Genomic DNA, 16,063 nt, shown 5'->3' with positions numbered 1-16,063 from the left:
GCTGGATATCAGCGGCGGCACCCGGCGGGTGCCGCCGTTTTCATTTGAATCAGATGCATGACAGGGTGCGCCACCGCGCTTGTTTCATGCGTTGGGCCGTGCGAGTAGCCTCCCCAACAACGAGAGGCCTTCCCCAACGGGCAGGCTGTCTGAACGCTGGAGGTAACCCATGGATCGCCGCAAGTTCGTCAAGGTCGCTGCCGCCGGCGCGGCCGGTAGCGCCGCCATTGCCGCGCCCGCCATCGCGCAGTCGCAGCCCAAGATCAATTGGCGCCTGACTTCCAGCTACCCGAAGAGCCTCGACACGCTGTTCGGCATCTCGACCCATGTCGCAAAGCGCGTGGCCGAGGCGACCGACAACAATTTCCAGATCCAGGTCTTCGCGCCCGGCGAGATCGTGCCGGCGCTGCAGGCGCTCGACGCCGTCCAGAACGGCACCGTCGAATGCAGCCATACGCTCGCGAGCTTCTATATCGGCAAGGACCCGGCCTTCGCCTTCGAGACCTCGCTGCCCTTCGGCTTCAATGCCCGCCAGCAGAATGCCTGGCTCTACCAGGGCGGTGGCCTGGAGCTTTGCCGGGCCTTCATGAAGGGCTTCAACGTCCACACGATTCCCTCGGGCAATACCGGCGCGCAGATGGGCGGCTGGTTCCGCAAGGAGATCAAGTCGCTGGAGGATCTGAAGGGCCTGAAGTTCCGCATCGCCGGCCTCGGCGGGCGGATCATGGCGCGTCTCGGCGTCGTGCCGCAGACGATCGGCGGCGCCGACATCTACCCGGCGCTCGAGCGCGGCACGCTCGATGCCGTCGAGTTCTCAGGTCCCTATGACGACGAGAAGCTCGGCTTCGCGAAGGTCGCGAAGTACTATTATTATCCCGGCTTCTGGGAGGGGAACGCCAATGTCAGCTTCCTCGCCAATCAGGACAAGTGGAACGAATTGCCGGCCTCCTACAAGGCGATCGTCGAGGCCGCCTGCGCCGAGGCCAACATGAACTGCCTGGCCAAGTACGACCACAACAACCCCGACGCGCTGATTCGCCTCGCCGGCACCGGCGCCGAGCTGCGGCCCTTCCCGCAGGAGGTGATGGCGGCGGCGTTCAAGGAGGCCTTCGCCATGTATGGCGAGCTCGCCGCCAGCAATGCCAACTTCAAGACCTTCTACGATTCCTTCCTGCCGTACTGGAAGAAGGAGCAGCTCTGGTTCCGCATCGCCGAGCTGCCCTTCGATGCGTTCAACGCGCAGGCCTACCAGCAGGTGAAGTGAGGGGCTTTCTCCGCAAGAACATGTCATCCCGGGCGACCGAAAGGAGACCCGGGATCCATGCCGGAACCTTGATCGGAAACGCTCCGGCATGGATCCCGGATCGGCGCCGCCGAAGGCGGCTTGTCCGGGATGACATCAAGGGCGGTGCCGAGTCGCCTGCTCCGCTTGGGCCTCCTTTTAAAACCGCATTTGCCTTTTCGGGCCGATGTCGTAACCCGATGTCATGACATCGCGCGCCTTCATCGCCGGCTGCCTCGGCACGAGCCTCACTGCGGACGAGCGGGCCTTCTTCCGCGACGCAAGGCCCTGGGGCTTCATCGTCTTCAAGCGCAATACGCAGTCGCCCGAGCAGGTCGCGGCGCTGACCGCCGAGATGCGCGAGACCGTCGGCTGGCACGCGCCGATCCTGATCGATCAGGAGGGCGGCCGGGTCCAGCGCATGGGACCGCCGAACTGGCCGAAATATCAGTCGGCCCGCGCCTTCCTGGCGATCAACGATCCCATCCGCCAGCGCGAGATCGTTCGCCTCAACGCCCGGTTGATGGCGCATGACCTGAAGAGCGTGGGCATCGATGTCGATTGCCTGCCGGTGCTCGACGTGCCGGTGGCCGGCAGCCATGACGTGATCGGCGACCGCGCCTATGCCCATGATCCCGACCAGGTGGCGCGGCTCGGCCGGGCCGCCGCTGAAGGGCTGATTGCCGGCGGCGTGCTGCCTGTCGTCAAGCATATGCCCGGCCATGGCCGCGCGCGCGCCGACAGCCATCACGACCTGCCGATCGTCGATGCCTCGCTCGACGAGCTTCGGGCGCATGATTTCCGGCCGTTCCGGCATCTTGCCGACATGCCGCTGGCGATGACGGCGCATCTCGTTTTCACCGCGCTCGACGCCAAGAACCCGGCGACGATCTCGCGCAAGCTCGTGCGCGAGATCATGCGCGGCGAACTCGGCTTCGACGGTTTGATCATGACCGACGACATCTCGATGAAGGCGCTGTCCGGCTCGTTCGAGGCGAAGTCGCGGGCCGCGATCCGGGCCGGGGTCGACGTCATCCTGCATTGCCACGGCATCATGGACGAGATGATCGCTGTTGCCGGGGCCGTGCCGGAAATGACGGGCGCGCGCGCCCGCCGCGCTGCTGCCGCGCTCGGCCGCATCCGGCACGAGCCGGAGCCGGTCGATCTGGAGGCCGCGCGCGCCGAGATCGCGAGCGCGCTTGCGTTGAGCGCCTGAACGGCCGAATCTGCATCTCCGGGGATGACAGGTGGGGCAGGGCCTTCGATGACGGCCGAGTTGCCATTCGAGGAAGACCGCACCGAGCGTGCGGGCGAGCCTTCGCTCGTCGTCGATGTCGACGGCTATGAGGGGCCGCTCGACCTGCTGCTCGATCTCGCGCGCCGGCAGAAGGTCGATCTGCACCGCATCTCGATCCTGGCTCTCGCCGAGCAGTATCTCGCCTTCGTCGAGGAGGCGCGGGCGCTGCGGCTCGAACTCGCGGCCGACTATCTCGTGATGGCGGCCTGGCTCGCCTATCTCAAGTCACGCCTGCTGCTGCCGGAGCCACCCAAGGGCGAGGAGCCGAGCGCGGCCGACCTTGCGACCGCGCTCGCCTTGCGCCTGCGCCGGCTGGAGGCGATCCGCGCAGCCGCGAACAAGCTTTCGGCACGCGAGCGGCTGGGGCAGGACGTGTTCGCTCGCGGCGCGCCTGAGGAGATCGTGGCGGGCGCCCGGCCGGTCTGGGAGGCCGAGCTCTACGATCTGCTCGCAGCCTATGCCCAGCAGCGGCAGAAGCGGGTGCAAGGCCATATCTCGGTCGGGCACCGCGTCGTCTGGTCCCTGGTCGAGGCGCGCGAGGCGCTGCAACGATTGATCGGCGAAGCCGGCGATTGGACGGAGCTCGACAGCTATCTGACGCGGTACATGGCTTCGCACGGCCTGCCCGTGCGGGAAATGCGGGCGACAGTGCAGGCCTCGGCGCTGTCGGCGATGCTGGAGATGGTGAGGGAAGGGGTGCTCGACCTCAGGCAGGACAACGCCTTCGCGCCGATCGAGGTGCGTCGCCGCTCGGCCCGGCCGCAGGGGCTGCCCTTCGCCAAGGACGCTTCATGACCGGGGCGTCGGTCGAACACGAGGATGCCGAGGCCGATGGCGGGGCGGAAGCCTTTTCGCAGGCGGTTCGCGTGGTCGAGGCCTTGCTCTTCGCTTCGGCCTCGCCGCTGACGGCCGAGGTGCTCGGCCGTGCGATACCCGCCGGTATCGCGATCGAGCAGGTGCTGGCCCGGCTCGTCGAGAGCTATGCACTGCGCGGGGTCAATCTGCGCCAGGTCGCCGGTGGCTGGGCCTTTCGGACGGCGCCGGACCTCGGCTATCTCCTCGCGGCCGAAGCCGAGCCGCCGCGGCGTCTGTCGCGGGCCGCGCTCGAAGTGCTGTCGATCATCGCCTATCACCAGCCGGTGACGCGGGCGGAGATCGAGGAGATCCGCGGCGTCGCCACCGCCAAGGGCACGCTCGACATTCTGCTGGAGGCGGGGTGGGTGCGCCTGCGCGGCCGGCGGCGGTCGCCCGGCCGGCCGATCACCTACGGCACGACCCCGGGCTTCCTCGACCATTTCGGACTGGATCGCATCGACGACCTGCCGGGGCTGGAGGAGCTGAAGGGCACGGGCTTCATCGAGGGGCGCCTGACGCGCGACCTTGCGGTGCCGGTTCCCGACGACGATCCGGGCTTGCGCGACGACGAGGACCCGCTCGGCGACCTGTTCGGTCCGCTTGACGACGGCGAGGGCGGGCCGCAGGGGTGAGGGGCAGGCATCGCGGCATCGCGACTGTTTTCTCCGGCGTCATCCCGGACAAGCCGCGAAGCGGCGCCGATCCGGGATCCATGCCTGAGCCTTTGCCGGATGCGCTCCGGCATGGATCCCGGGTCTCCCTTCGGTCGCCCGGGATGACAGCGTCGATTTGGATAGGTGGAGCAGGGAATTGGCACTGAGCGAGACCAAAGCAGGATGGCTCGGCTGGGGCCGGCGCGGCACGGCTGGCGCAGCCATCCCGATGGCGCTCGGCTTCGAGAACGTGACGCAGCGCTTCGGCGCGGTGACGGCGCTGTCGCATGTCTCGCTCTCCATAAAGCCCGGCGAGATCGTCGCGCTTCTCGGGCAATCCGGCTGCGGCAAGACGACGCTGCTCAGGCTCGTGGCCGGGGTCGAGCGGCCAAGCGCGGGGCGTGTGCTGCTGGAAGGACGCGACGTCTCGGCGCCCGAGCGCTTCGTCGAACCCGAGCATCGCGGCGTCGGTTTTGTGTTCCAGGACTATGCGCTGTTTCCGCATCTGAGCGTGCGCGACAATGTCCGCTTCGGGCTGCGCGGCCAGGCGCCGGCCGCTGCCGATGCGACCGCCTTGCGGGCGCTGGCGCGCGTCGGGCTTGCCGACCTTGCCGATTCCTACCCGCATATGCTCTCGGGCGGCGAGCAGCAGCGCGTGGCGCTGGCGCGCGCGATCGCGCCGCGACCGGGCGTGCTCCTGATGGACGAGCCCTTCTCCAATCTCGACCGGCGCCTGCGCGACGTGGTGCGCGACGAGACTGCCGCCCTGCTGGAGGAGACCGGCGCGACCTCGATCATCGTCACGCACGATCCCGAGGATGCGATGCGCATCGCCGACCGGATCGTTCTGATGCGGGCAGGGCGGATCGTCCAGATCGGCACGGGCGAGGAGCTCTACCGGCGGCCGGCCAGCCTCTTTGCCGCCCGATTTTTCTGCGATCTAACCGAGGTCGAAGGCCGGGTCTCGAATGGAGCGGTCGATACGCCGTTCGGCCGCTTCGCGGCGCCGGGCATCGCTGAGGGAGCGATGGCGGTCGCCTGCATCCGGCCACATCGCGTCCGCATCGTGCCGAAGGGCTATTACCTGCGCGGACGGTTGACGGGCCGGCGCTTCCTCGGGGAGGCCGACCATCTGCAGGTGATGGTGGACGGGTTCGACCGGGCCTTGTCGGTTCGCGCGCCGCTCTCCGGCGAGATCGCGGTGGGCGACGAAATCGGGGTCGAGATTCCGTCGGACGAAGTCCTTGTGTTTCCGGCCGCGGATCAATAGGTTCCGCCGCCGAACGATCGACCGGGCCAGGATTTGGTTGGGGCCATTCCCCGGTCGACGCAATTTCGGAGGAGTTTCGCCATGGGTGGCGTGAGCATTTGGCACTGGATCGTCGTCGGCGTCATCGTGATGCTGCTGTTTGGACGCGGCAAGGTGTCCGAGTTGATGGGCGACGTCGCCAAGGGCATCAAATCGTTCAAGAAGGGCATGGCCGAGGATGACGAGGCGGCGCCGACGGCGACGAACGTCGATCCCAAGGTGATCGACCAGACGAAGGCCGACAACGCTGCCGCCCAGGCCCAGGCCAAGGCCGAGCACAAGGCCTGATGCCGCTGCACCCCTCTGGGGTGTAGGCTTGAGAGGACGAGCCGTCGATGTTCGACATCGCCTGGAGCGAGATGGTGCTGATCGGAGCGGTAGCGCTCGTGGTGATCGGCCCGAAGGACCTGCCCAAAGCCCTGCGCACCGTCGGCCAGACGGTCGCCCGGGTGCGACGCATGGCGTCGGAATTCCAGGGACAGTTCAACGAGGCGATGCGCGAGGCCGAACTCTCCGATCTGAAGAAGCAGGTCGAGGATGTCGGCGGATCGGTGTCGAGCGCGCTCAACACCGATTTCAAGCCGATCGATTCCCTCAAGGACTTCGAAACCCCCAAGCCCGACGAGGCCGCGCTGAAGGAGGCCGAGGCTCAACTCGCCTCGCTGCCGCCGCCGGAACCGCTGCCGCCCGTCGAGATCGGCACTGATGCGCCGAAGCCGTCCGACAAGCCGAAGCGTGCCCGCAAGGCCGCGGCCGAGCCGGTTGCCCCGGTCGTCGAGGCGCCGGCCGCTCCGGTTGCCGTGGCCGAACCTGTCCCGGTGAAGCCTGCCCGCAAGCGCAGCGCCAAGGCTGCCGAAGCTCCCGCCGTCGTCGAGGCTCCGGCGTCTGTCGCGACCGCGGCGGCCAAGGTGCCGAAAGCTGCCGTCGTGCGCAAGCCGAAGACCGCGGTTGTCGCCGCGCCGGCTGAACCCGCCAAGCCGCCTGCCGCCCGCAAGCGCAAGACCGCCAAGGGCGAGGAGAATTCCGCATGAGCGTCGCCAATCCTCGTGCGGGCGAGGACGAGATCGAGGCCTCGCGTGCGCCGCTCATCGAGCATCTGGTCGAATTGCGCTCTCGCCTGATCAAGTCGCTGATCGCCTTCCTGATCATGTTCTTCATCTGCTTCGGCTTCTCGACGCAGATCTACAACATCCTGGTGCTGCCCTATGTCTGGGCCGCCGGCAGCGCCGCCAATGCGCAACTGATCTATACCGGCCCGCTCGAACTGCTCTTCACCCATATCAAGGTCGCGGCCTTCGGCGCCGGCTTCTTCGCCTTTCCGGTGATTGCGACGCAGATCTACAAATTCGTGGCGCCCGGCCTCTACAAGAACGAGAAGGCCGCCTTCGCGCCGTACCTGATCGCGACGCCGTTGTTCTTCACGCTCGGTGCAGCGCTGGTGTTCTTCTTCGCCATGCCGGTGCTGATGAAGTTCTCGCTCGGCATGCAGCAGGCCGCGACCGAGACCCAGGCCGGCATCGCGCTCCTGCCGAAGGTCAGCGAATATCTCTCGCTGATCATGACGCTGATCTTCGCCTTCGGCGTCGCCTTCCAGTTGCCGGTCGTTCTGACGCTGCTCGGGCAGGCCGGCATCATCGATTCGAAGTTCCTGAAGGAAAAGCGCCGCTACGCCATCGTCTTCGTCTTCGTCGTGGCGGCGGTGCTGACGCCGCCGGACGTGATCTCGCAGCTGATGCTCGCGGTCCCGATGATGCTGCTCTACGAGCTCTCGGTGTTCTCGGTGCGCCGGGTCGAGAAGAAGGGCGAGGCGGCGAAGGCCGAAGAGGACGCCGCGGAGTAGGGCGCTGCCGTCATGCTCGCCCTTGTGGCGAGCATCCACGTCTTGAACGCCCTTTGCGTTCGAAGAAGACGTGGATGGTCGGGACAAGCCCGACCATGAGTGGTTGGCGCGCGGAATGCCGATCTCGGTGGTTCCCTCGCGGGCGATCCCGGTCTAGAGCATCCATCGCTGCATTCCGCAGCGATGGCATGGCCGGACGACGATGTACGACATCAGATGGATTCGCGAGAACGCCGCGGCGTTCGACAAGGGGCTTGAGCGCAGGGGCCTGGCGCCGCTGTCGTCCTCGCTGCTCGAACTCGACGATGTCCGCCGCTCGTCGATCGCCAAGGCGCAAGCCACTCAGGAACGCCGCAACGCCCTCTCCAAGGAGATCGGCAAGGCGATGGGCGCGAAGGATGTCGCGCTCGCCGACAAACTGAAGGCCGAGGTCGCCGCCCTCAAGGAGCAGCAACCGGCGCTCGAGGCCGAGGAGAAGGCCGCCAAGGAGGCGCTCGACGAGAAGCTTGCCGCGATCCCGAACGTGCCCTTCGACGATGTGCCGGAGGGTGCCGACGAGCACGGCAATGTCGTGCTGCATGTCCATGGCGTGAAGCCGGAGGAGCGCGGGCTGCTCAAGGGCGTCAATGATCCCAAGCAGCATTTCGAGCTGGGCGAGGCGCTCGGCCAGATGGATTTCGAGAAGGCGGCCAAGCTCTCCGGCTCGCGCTTCGTCGTGCTGCAGAGTGGGATCGCGCGGCTGTCGCGGGCGATCGGGCAGTTCATGCTCGACACGCACACGGAAGAGCACGGCTATACCGAGGTCAATCCGCCGCTGCTGGTGCGCGACGATGCGATGTTCGGCACGGCGCAATTGCCGAAGTTCCGCGAGGACCAGTTCCGCGCCGGTGAGGACCATTGGCTGATCCCGACCGCCGAGGTGCCGCTGACCAATCTGGCAAGGGAATCAATCCTCTCCGAGGAAGAGCTGCCGCTTCGATTCACCGCGCTCACGCCCTGCTTCCGCTCGGAGGCGGGGTCGGCGGGCCGCGACACGCGCGGCATGCTGCGCCAGCACCAGTTCGAGAAGGTCGAGCTCGTCTCGATCACGGCGCCGGAGAAATCGCGCGAGGAGCATGAGCGCATGCTCGCCTGCGCCGAGGCCGTGCTGAAGAAGCTCGACCTGCATTATCGTGTGATGACGCTTTGCACCGGTGACATGGGCTTCGCCTCGCAGAAGACCTGGGACATCGAGGCCTGGCTGCCCGGCCAGAAAACCTATCGCGAGATCTCGTCCTGCTCGGTCTGCGGCGATTTCCAGGCACGGCGGATGAACGCCCGCTACAAGACGAAGGACGGCAAGGGGCCGTTCTTCGTGCACACCCTCAACGGCTCGGGCACGGCGGTTGGCCGGGCGCTGATCGCGGTGATGGAGAACTACCAGAACGCCGATGGCTCGATCACCGTGCCGGACGTGCTGGTGCCCTATATGCGCGGCGTGACGCGGATCGAGAAGGCGGCCTGAGAATGCGTATCCTCGTCACCAATGATGACGGCATCCATGCCGAGGGCCTGGCCGTGCTGGAGCGCATCGCGCGCCAGCTCTCGGACGATGTCTGGGTCGTGGCGCCCGAGACCGACCAGTCCGGCGTCGCGCATTCGCTGTCGCTGTCGAACCCGCTGCGCCTGCGCCAGATCGAAGAGAAGCGCTTCGCCGTACAGGGCACGCCGACCGATTGCGTGATCATGGCGGTGCGTGCGGTCATGGCCGATGCGCGGCCTGATCTCGTGCTCTCCGGCGTCAACCGCGGCTCGAACGTCGCCGAGGACGTGACCTATTCGGGCACGATCGCGGCGGCGATGGAAGGTACTCTGCTCGGCGTGCCCTCGATCGCGGTGAGCCAGGCCTATATGCCCGGCAATCGCGAGGCGATCCGCTGGGACTGCACTGAGAGCCACGCGCCGGGCATCATCCGCCGCTTGCTGGAGGAGGGCATTCCGGAAGGGGTGCTGTTCAATCTCAACTTCCCCAATGCCGGACCGGACGAGGTCGAGGGCGTCGCCGTCACCGTGCAGGGGCGGCGCGACCAGGGGATCGTGCAGCTCGAACCGCGCAAGGACGGCCGTGGCAATCCCTATTACTGGATTGCTTTCCAGCGTAGCGGCAAGGAGCCGGCCAACGGCACCGACCTCAAGGCGCTGGCGGAGAAACGCATCTCGATCACGCCGCTGGAACTCGACCTGACGCATGAGCCGACGCTGACGCGCTTCGCGCGGCTGTTCGCCTGAGCGGGAGGCGGGAAGGGGCATGAGCGAGGACGCGCCGGCCAGCGAAGGCGAGCGTACCGTCGCCTTCCTGCTTTCGCTCCGCGCGCGGGGCGTGCGCGATCTCGCGCTGCTGCGCGCGATGGAGCGGGTGCCGCGCGACCGCTTCGCGCCGGCGCGCTTTGCCGATCTCGCCCGGCAGGATGTCTCGGTGCCGCTGCCCTGCGGCCAGACGATGACGGCACCACACACCGTTGCCAACCTGCTCGTGGCGCTCGACATGCAGCCGGGCGCGCGGGTGCTCGAGGTCGGGACCGGCTCGGGCTACGTCTCGGCCCTGCTCGCCGCCATGGGCGGCGAGGTCGTCTCGCTGGAGCGCTATCGCTCGCTGGCATTGGCAGCGCATGAGCGCGTCTCCGATAGCGGTTTCGGCGGGGTCGTCGACCTGCGTCATGCCGACGGGTTCCAGCCCGACCGGACGCTCGGGCGCTTCGACCGCATCCTCGTCAACGGTGTTACCCAGGCGGTGCCCGAGGCCCTGCTGGCGCGGCTCTCGCCCGGCGGGCGCCTGGTCGGGGCGCTGCGCGTCGAGGGTGCGGCGCGACGGGTGGTGGTCACCCATCTGGACGATGGACAGTTCGACCATGCGACCGGGCCGGTCTTGCGCCTGCCGCCGCTGATTCCGGGCCGCTCGCGGGCCTTGTGAGACTGCCGCCATGGCAATGGCGTGCATATGGGCCCATTCGAAAAATCCAAAAAAATGAAGACGGCGGGCTGAGCGAAACGCTTTCGTAACCTCAACGGGAGTTTAATCCCGGTCATCGAGTTGCGTCGTTCGCGAGTACTCAGTTCATGCGTAGCCAAGCCGGATCGATCAATCCCCGCACCCTTCGTCGGTTGTCGACGGTGTGCCTGTTCGCTCTCAGCGTCAGTGCGTGCTCGTCGGACGCGATGCGTTTCACCGATACGCCCTTCGACAGTCCGTTCAAGTCGGCCCAGGCTCCGACGCCTTTCCGCGATCCGGCCACCACCGGCTCGATCGGTCGGGTGGCGAGCGCGCCGCTGCAGCCGGTCAATCCCGCGCCCGTCGTCCGGTCGCAGCCGCTGCCGCCGCCGCAATCGGCCGTCGCGCTGAATGCCGCGCCGCCTCAGGCGGTGTCGGGCAGCGCTGCCGGCTGGACCGCGCAGGGCGGTACGCCGGTCGTGCTCGCCCAGGGCGAGTCTCTCGATACGATCTCGTCGCGCTACGGCGTGCCGCGCGCCGCGATCATGTCGGCGAACGGGCTGAACAACGCGAATGTCGCTCCCGGCACGCGGATCACCATTCCCGTCTACAACGCGGCCGCAACGGCTCCCGCTCGTCAGGTTGCCCAGGCTCCGGCCGAGACCCAGCGCTTCGTTGCCGGGCCGTCTGCCGCCACGCGCCCCTCTGCGCCGGTCGCCGCCGATTCCAGGGCGCAGGCCAGGGCCGCCGCCGAGGAGAAGGCGAGTGCTGCCGCGGAAGCCCGGGCGAAAGCCACGGCCGACGCCCAGGCCATGAAGGAATCGCGCGCCCGCTTCGCCGCGGAGGCCAAGGCCAAGGCTGCTGCCCGCAAGACCGCGGCTCTGCCGACGCCGGCCGCCAAGCCTGCGGCCGTGGTCGCCGCCGTGAAGCCCGTGCCCGAGGCGAAGCCGGTGAAGACCGCCGCTCCGCCGGTCGTCGTCGCCAGTGCACCTGCCGCCGAGCCGAAGGCGAGCGCGATCCCCAGGTCCGAGCCCGTCGCCGAGCCGAAGACCACCGCCAGCATTCCGAAGCAGGAGACCGAGGCGACCTCCGCGTCCGACAAGGCGGATTTTCGCTGGCCGGCGCGGGGCCGCGTAATCTCCGGCTATAGCGGCAAGGGCGGCAACGAGGGCATCAACATCGCGGTTCCCGAGGGCACGCCGATCAAGGCGGCCGAGGGCGGCACTGTCGCCTATGCCGGCAGCGAGCTGAAGGGCTACGGCAATCTCGTGCTGATCCGCCACCCGAACGGCTATGTCTCGGCCTATGCCCATAATGGCGAGCTCAAGGTGAAGCGCGGCGACGCCGTCAAGCGCGGCCAGGTCGTCGCCAGCTCGGGCCAGACCGGCAATGTTTCCTCGCCGCAGCTGCATTTCGAGCTGCGCAAGGGTTCGGCCCCGGTCGATCCGACGCCTTACCTGAACAACTGATATCGGAGTCGCGGACGAGGTTTCACCCTTCGATCGGTTCCGCGAGACCCTCCCGATCGAAAAGAACGGGGCTGCCCCAGAAAAGGGCGGCCCCGTTTTCGTTTATTCTCGATCCAGCGTCATGCTCGCCCTTGTGGCGAGCATTCACGTCTTGAACGCGACGTTCGATCAGTGATGACGTGGATGGTCGGGACAAGCCCGACCATGACGCAAGGGTATTCTACCCCTCCAGCTTCTTCCCCAGCCGGCCTGCCAGATCCTGGATGTACTGCCAGGCGGTGCGGCCGGAGCGGGAGCCGCGCGTCGTCGACCATTCCAGTGCATCGCGGCGCAATTCGACGGCGGCGACGTCGAGCCCGAAATGGCCGGCATAGCCGTTGATCATCTCCAGGTACTCGTCCTGGCTGCATTTGTGGAAGCCGAGCCAGAGGCCGAAGCGGTCCGAGAGCGAGACCTTCTCCTCGATCGCCTCGCCGGGATTGATCGAGGTCGAGCGCTCGTTGTCCATCATGTCGCGCGGCAGCAGGTGGCGGCGATTCGAGGTCGCGTAGAACACGACATTGTCCGGCCGGCCTTCGACGCCGCCATCGAGCACCGCCTTCAGCGACTTGTAGGAGGTGTCGTCGCTGTCGAAGGACAGATCGTCGCAGAAGACGATGGCGCGATGCGGATCGTTGCGCAGCTGGCTCATCAGCGCCGGCAGGCTCTCGATGTCCTCGCGGTGGATCTCGATCAGCTTCAGCGGCAGCGTTTCCCCGGCGAGGCGCAGGTTGGTGTCGGCATGCACCGCCTTGACGAGCGAGGACTTGCCCATGCCGCGCGCGCCCCAGAGCAATACATTGTTGGCCGGCAGGCCCCTGGCGAAGCGCTCGGTATTCTCGGCCAGCGTGTCGCGGACGCGGTCGACGCCCCGCAAAAGCGAGAGCCCGACGCGGTTGACCTTCGGCACCGGCACGAGCTCCGAACCCGCCGCCTGCCAGACGAAGGCGTCGGCGGCCTTGAGGTCGGCGGCCTTGCGCCGGGGCGGGGCGATCCGCTCGAGCGCATCGGCGATGCGCAGCAGCGTGGCCAGCGTCTGGTCGGGAGCGGTCGTGGTCATGGCATCCGTGCCTTCGTTTCGTGCCGTTGAACCGTACCGTACCGTCCGGTACGGTTCTTGCCGCTAGCTAAACCACGCCGTGGATCGCGCGCAAGGGGCATTGCGCGAATGGCGGCCAACCCATAGGTGAGGGGCTGCGTGCGGGCGACCGGGCGCGTCCGATTGATTTCACGGCGTTGCTGGCTATAGTCCGCGCGATTTTTAAGGCCGGGCGGTGGTTTTGGCCTGCGTCTTTCCATCAGAGATTCGCGGTCGGCGGCGTGCCGCCGCCGTACCAGAGGAGTGTATTCGTGATCACCCCCGCTTTCGCCCAGGCGACAGGAGCCGGTGGCGGCACCGACATGCTGATCCAGCTCGTGCCGTTCCTGCTGATCTTCGTCATCATGTGGTTCCTGATCATCCGGCCGCAGCAGCGCCGGGCCAAGAGCCATCAGGAGCTGATCAAGAACGTGCGCCGCGGCGACACGGTCGTCACCTCGGGCGGCATGATCGCGAAGGTCTCGAAGGTCGTCGACGACGGCGAGCTGGAAGTCGAGATCGCCGACGGCGTGCGCGTGCGCATCGTGCGCGGCATGATCCAGGACGTCCGCTCCAAGAGCGAGCCGGTCAAGAACTGAGAATGCCACGGTCAGGCTCCGCTTGCGGAGCCTGAGCCACGACAACAAGGCTGTTCACGCAGATGCTTCGTCTCCAGGCCCGCAAGGTCATCCTCGTCCTGCTCGTGCTGTTCGTCGGCTGCGGGCTCGCCGTGCCGAACCTCTTGTCGCCTGAGACGCGCAAGGCCATCGAAACCAACGCACCGTCCTGGATTCCGCGCGCTTTGCTGCCGATCCATGCGGTGGTGCTCGGCCTCGATTTGCAGGGCGGGTCCCACGTCCTGCTCGAAATCGACCGGGCCGAGCTGGTGCGCAGCCAGGTCGTCCAGCTGCGCGACGATGTCCGCCGCATCCTGCGCGAGGAGCGCGCAGCACCCCAGGGCGGCATCCAGACGACGCCCCGCGGCGTACAGGTCCGCGTTCCCGATGCAGCCGAGCGCGGGCGCGTTCTGCCCAAGCTGCGTGAGCTCGCCCAGCCGATCGGCACGCTCGGTGCCTTCGGCCCCTCCGGCAACCAGTCGATCATCATCGCCGAGCAGCCGGACGGGCTGATCCAGCTCACGGTCACGGAAGCCGGCTCCAACGAGCGCATCCGCCGCGCCGTCGAGCAGGCGATGGAAGTGCTGCGCCGGCGCGTCGACGCGCTGGGCACGACCGAACCGAACATCCAGCGCCAGGGGCTCGACCGCATCCTGGTGCAGGTGCCGGGCCTGCAGGACCCGCAGAAGCTGAAGGACATCCTCGGCCAGACCGCCAAGCTCGAATTCCGCCTCGTCGGCGACGCCAACAGCGCCGATATCGACATGCTGCCGTCGCAGGATGCCGGCGGCCAGATGGTGCCGGTCCTGCGCCAGCCCTCCGTCGAAGGCGCCGACCTGATCGACGCGCAGCCGGCCTTCGATTCGCGCAGCGGCACGCCGATCGTGAATTTCCGCTTCAACATCCGCGGCGCCCAGCGCTTCGGCCAGATCACCACCGAGAATCTCGGCCGCCCGCTGGCGATCGTGCTCGACAACAAGGTGATCTCGTCGCCGGTGATCCAGTCGCCGATCACGGGCGGTTCCGGCCAGATTTCCGGCAACTTCACGGTCGAGCAGGTCAACAACCTGGCGATCCTGCTGCGCGCCGGCGCGCTGCCCGCCCGGATGACGATCGTTGAAGAGCGCACCGTCGGCCCCGGCCTCGGCGCCGACTCGATCCAGGCCGGCAAGATGGCGACGCTGATCGCGACCGTCCTGGTCGTTGTCTACATGCTGGCGACCTACGGCATCTTCGGCATCATCGCGAGCGTCGCGCTGCTCGTCCATGTCGGCCTGATCTTCGGCCTGATGTCCTTCCTCGGCGCGACGATGACGCTGCCCGGTATCGCCGGCATCGTGCTGACCATCGGCACGGCGGTCGATTCGAACGTGCTGATCTACGAGCGCATGCGTGAGGAGGAGCACCAGGGCCGCAGCCTCGTCTCGGCGCTCGAAGCCGGCTTCCAGCGCGCCTTCGCCACGATCATCGACTCCAACGTCACCATGCTGATCGCGGCGGTGGCGCTGTTCTCGCTCGGCTCCGGCCCGGTTCGCGGCTTCGCGGTCGTCTTCATCCTCGGCATCCTCACCACCGTCATCACGGCGGTGACGCTGACCCGGATGCTGATCGCGATCTGGTACCGCTGGGCCAAGCCCAAGCACCTTCCGTTCTGACGCTGCCAACCCCTCAGGAGATTGGCCATGCGCATGCGCCTGCTTCGTATCGTTCCCGACAACACCAAGTTCAAATTCGTCTGGTTCCGCCGCTTCAGCTATCCGCTGTCGGCTGCCTATTCGATCCTCGTCCTCGTGCTCTTCCTGACGGTCGGCCTGAATTTCGGCATCGACTTCAAGGGCGGCACCCTGATCGAGATGCAGACGAAGGGACAGGCCGTCGACATCGCCCAGATCCGCCACACCGCCAACGGGCTCGGCTTCGGCGAGGCCGAGGTGCAGGAGTTCGGCTCGGGCGGCGAGGTCTCGATGCGCTTCGGCATGCAGCCGGGCGGCGAGACGGCGCAGCAGGCGGTCGTCGTGAAGGCGCGCGAGGCCTTTGCCTCGAGCTATGATTTCCGCCGCGTCGAGACGGTCGGTCCGCGCGTCTCAGGCGAACTGGTGCAGGCCGGTACGCTCGGCGTCGTGCTCGCGATCGTCGGTGTGCTGATCTATCTCTGGTTCCGCTTCGAGATGCCGCTGGCGATCGGCGCGATCCTCGGCACGCTGCACGACATCGTGCTGACCATCGGCTTCTTCCTGATCACGCAGCTCGAGTTCAACCTGACCTCGATCGCGGCGATCCTGACCATCGTCGGCTATTCGCTGAACGAGACGGTCGTGGTGTTCGATCGGACACGCGAACTCCTGCGCCGCTACAAGACCATGCCGGTGGCCGAGCTGCTCGACCTCTCCGTGAACTCGACGCTGTCGCGCACCGCGATGACGGCGACCACGACCTTCCTGTCGCTGCTGGCGCTCGTGCTGTTTGGCGGCACAGCGATCGAGGGCTTTGCGCTGGTCATGCTGTTCGGCGTGGTGGTCTGCACCTATTCGGCGATGTTCGTCTCGACGCCGGTGCTGCTCTACATGGACGTCCGCTCGGCCGGCGCCCGTGAGGAAGCGCAGGAGGCGGCGCGGACCGCCAAGGCTTCGGCCGCCAAGGCCAAGGCCTGATCGCG

At 67.3% G+C, this 16,063-nt stretch carries 16 protein-coding genes; 15 read left to right on the top strand and 1 reads right to left on the bottom strand.

Annotated features, from left to right (window positions below):
• Window positions 1–169 precede the first annotated feature (169 nt).
• The 12 genes from ACWIEX_RS12455 to ACWIEX_RS12400 all read left to right on the top strand — a co-directional run bounded on the left by ACWIEX_RS12455 (window position 170) and on the right by ACWIEX_RS12400 (window position 11,673).
• Window positions 170–1,264, top strand: coding sequence for a TRAP transporter substrate-binding protein (locus ACWIEX_RS12455; protein ID WP_454033302.1), 1,095 nt, complete (start codon window positions 170–172; stop codon window positions 1,262–1,264).
• Between the two features lie 223 nt (window positions 1,265–1,487).
• Window positions 1,488–2,498, top strand: coding sequence for a beta-N-acetylhexosaminidase (gene nagZ, locus ACWIEX_RS12450; RefSeq protein WP_454033301.1), 1,011 nt, complete (start codon window positions 1,488–1,490; stop codon window positions 2,496–2,498).
• Window positions 2,499–2,546: 48 nt separating this feature from the next.
• Complete coding sequence (locus ACWIEX_RS12445; protein ID WP_454033300.1) at window positions 2,547–3,374, top strand: segregation and condensation protein A; 828 nt, start codon at window positions 2,547–2,549, stop codon at window positions 3,372–3,374.
• Window positions 3,371–4,066 carry an SMC-Scp complex subunit ScpB gene (gene scpB, locus ACWIEX_RS12440; protein WP_454033299.1) on the top strand — a complete coding sequence of 232 codons (696 nt, stop codon included), beginning with the start codon at window positions 3,371–3,373 and terminating at the stop codon, window positions 4,064–4,066. Before ACWIEX_RS12445 ends, scpB begins: the two co-directional genes overlap by 4 nt.
• A 178-nt stretch (window positions 4,067–4,244) precedes the next feature.
• Entirely contained in the window at window positions 4,245–5,357 is a 1,113-nt protein-coding gene (locus ACWIEX_RS12435) for an ABC transporter ATP-binding protein (protein ID WP_454033298.1), read from the top strand.
• Between the two features lie 81 nt (window positions 5,358–5,438).
• The gene (locus tag ACWIEX_RS12430) at window positions 5,439–5,684 is read left to right on the top strand and encodes a twin-arginine translocase TatA/TatE family subunit (RefSeq protein ID WP_454033297.1); all 246 of its coding nucleotides are present in this window, start codon (window positions 5,439–5,441) and stop codon (window positions 5,682–5,684) included.
• A 47-nt stretch (window positions 5,685–5,731) separates the two neighbouring features.
• Window positions 5,732–6,427 (top strand): Sec-independent protein translocase protein TatB, encoded by a 696-nt coding sequence (gene tatB / locus ACWIEX_RS12425; protein ID WP_454033296.1) that lies wholly within the window; start codon window positions 5,732–5,734, stop codon window positions 6,425–6,427.
• The gene (gene tatC / locus ACWIEX_RS12420; protein ID WP_454033295.1) at window positions 6,424–7,236 is read left to right on the top strand and encodes a twin-arginine translocase subunit TatC; all 813 of its coding nucleotides are present in this window, start codon (window positions 6,424–6,426) and stop codon (window positions 7,234–7,236) included. Before tatB ends, tatC begins: the two co-directional genes overlap by 4 nt.
• Before the next feature lie 202 nt (window positions 7,237–7,438).
• Entirely contained in the window at window positions 7,439–8,740 is a 1,302-nt protein-coding gene (gene serS, locus ACWIEX_RS12415) for a serine--tRNA ligase (protein WP_454033294.1), read from the top strand.
• A 2-nt stretch (window positions 8,741–8,742) separates the two neighbouring features.
• The gene (gene surE, locus ACWIEX_RS12410; protein WP_454033293.1) at window positions 8,743–9,504 is read left to right on the top strand and encodes a 5'/3'-nucleotidase SurE; all 762 of its coding nucleotides are present in this window, start codon (window positions 8,743–8,745) and stop codon (window positions 9,502–9,504) included.
• 19 nt (window positions 9,505–9,523) lie between these two features.
• The gene (locus tag ACWIEX_RS12405; RefSeq protein WP_454033292.1) at window positions 9,524–10,186 is read left to right on the top strand and encodes a protein-L-isoaspartate O-methyltransferase family protein; all 663 of its coding nucleotides are present in this window, start codon (window positions 9,524–9,526) and stop codon (window positions 10,184–10,186) included.
• Between the two features lie 245 nt (window positions 10,187–10,431).
• A complete protein-coding gene (locus ACWIEX_RS12400) occupies window positions 10,432–11,673 on the top strand; it encodes a peptidoglycan DD-metalloendopeptidase family protein (RefSeq protein ID WP_454033291.1) in 1,242 nt (413 codons plus the stop codon).
• Window positions 11,674–11,893: 220 nt separating this feature from the next.
• On the opposite strand, the gene ACWIEX_RS12395 is transcribed toward ACWIEX_RS12400, so the two are convergent.
• A complete protein-coding gene (locus ACWIEX_RS12395; RefSeq protein WP_454033290.1) occupies window positions 11,894–12,772 on the bottom strand; it encodes an ATP-binding protein in 879 nt (292 codons plus the stop codon).
• Between the two features lie 341 nt (window positions 12,773–13,113).
• Between ACWIEX_RS12395 and yajC the strand changes: the two genes are divergently transcribed.
• The 3 genes from yajC (at window position 13,114) to secF (ending at window position 16,058) form a co-directional block, all read left to right on the top strand.
• On the top strand, window positions 13,114–13,389 hold the full coding sequence (yajC, locus tag ACWIEX_RS12390) for a preprotein translocase subunit YajC (protein WP_061968270.1): 276 nt from the start codon (window positions 13,114–13,116) through the stop codon (window positions 13,387–13,389).
• A 62-nt stretch (window positions 13,390–13,451) separates the two neighbouring features.
• Window positions 13,452–15,062: a protein translocase subunit SecD gene (secD, locus tag ACWIEX_RS12385; protein WP_454033289.1), complete on the top strand. Its 1,611-nt coding sequence runs from the start codon at window positions 13,452–13,454 to the stop codon at window positions 15,060–15,062.
• 33 nt (window positions 15,063–15,095) lie between these two features.
• Window positions 15,096–16,058: a protein translocase subunit SecF gene (gene secF, locus ACWIEX_RS12380; RefSeq protein ID WP_454033506.1), complete on the top strand. Its 963-nt coding sequence runs from the start codon at window positions 15,096–15,098 to the stop codon at window positions 16,056–16,058.
• Window positions 16,059–16,063 lie beyond the last annotated feature (5 nt).

The sequence above is a fragment of the Allobosea sp. NPDC055353 genome (assembly GCF_053644975.1).
Note: the sequence above shows the minus strand (reverse complement) of the source record. Positions and strands in the feature narration are given on the sequence as shown.

Coding starts and splice junctions, on each gene's coding strand:
- ACWIEX_RS12445 (WP_454033300.1), top strand. CDS start 2,547: ATGACGGCCGAGTTGCCATTCGAGGAAGACCGCACCGAGCGTGCGGGC.
- tatB (WP_454033296.1), top strand. CDS start 5,732: ATGTTCGACATCGCCTGGAGCGAGATGGTGCTGATCGGAGCGGTAGCG.
- ACWIEX_RS12400 (WP_454033291.1), top strand. CDS start 10,432: ATGCGTTTCACCGATACGCCCTTCGACAGTCCGTTCAAGTCGGCCCAG.
- secD (WP_454033289.1), top strand. CDS start 13,452: ATGCTTCGTCTCCAGGCCCGCAAGGTCATCCTCGTCCTGCTCGTGCTG.
- secF (WP_454033506.1), top strand. CDS start 15,096: ATGCGCCTGCTTCGTATCGTTCCCGACAACACCAAGTTCAAATTCGTC.
- nagZ (WP_454033301.1), top strand. CDS start 1,488: ATGACATCGCGCGCCTTCATCGCCGGCTGCCTCGGCACGAGCCTCACT.
- ACWIEX_RS12430 (WP_454033297.1), top strand. CDS start 5,439: ATGGGTGGCGTGAGCATTTGGCACTGGATCGTCGTCGGCGTCATCGTG.
- ACWIEX_RS12395 (WP_454033290.1), bottom strand. CDS start 12,772: ATGACCACGACCGCTCCCGACCAGACGCTGGCCACGCTGCTGCGCATC.
- scpB (WP_454033299.1), top strand. CDS start 3,371: ATGACCGGGGCGTCGGTCGAACACGAGGATGCCGAGGCCGATGGCGGG.
- surE (WP_454033293.1), top strand. CDS start 8,743: ATGCGTATCCTCGTCACCAATGATGACGGCATCCATGCCGAGGGCCTG.
- ACWIEX_RS12455 (WP_454033302.1), top strand. CDS start 170: ATGGATCGCCGCAAGTTCGTCAAGGTCGCTGCCGCCGGCGCGGCCGGT.
- serS (WP_454033294.1), top strand. CDS start 7,439: ATGTACGACATCAGATGGATTCGCGAGAACGCCGCGGCGTTCGACAAG.
- tatC (WP_454033295.1), top strand. CDS start 6,424: ATGAGCGTCGCCAATCCTCGTGCGGGCGAGGACGAGATCGAGGCCTCG.
- ACWIEX_RS12405 (WP_454033292.1), top strand. CDS start 9,524: ATGAGCGAGGACGCGCCGGCCAGCGAAGGCGAGCGTACCGTCGCCTTC.
- yajC (WP_061968270.1), top strand. CDS start 13,114: ATGCTGATCCAGCTCGTGCCGTTCCTGCTGATCTTCGTCATCATGTGG.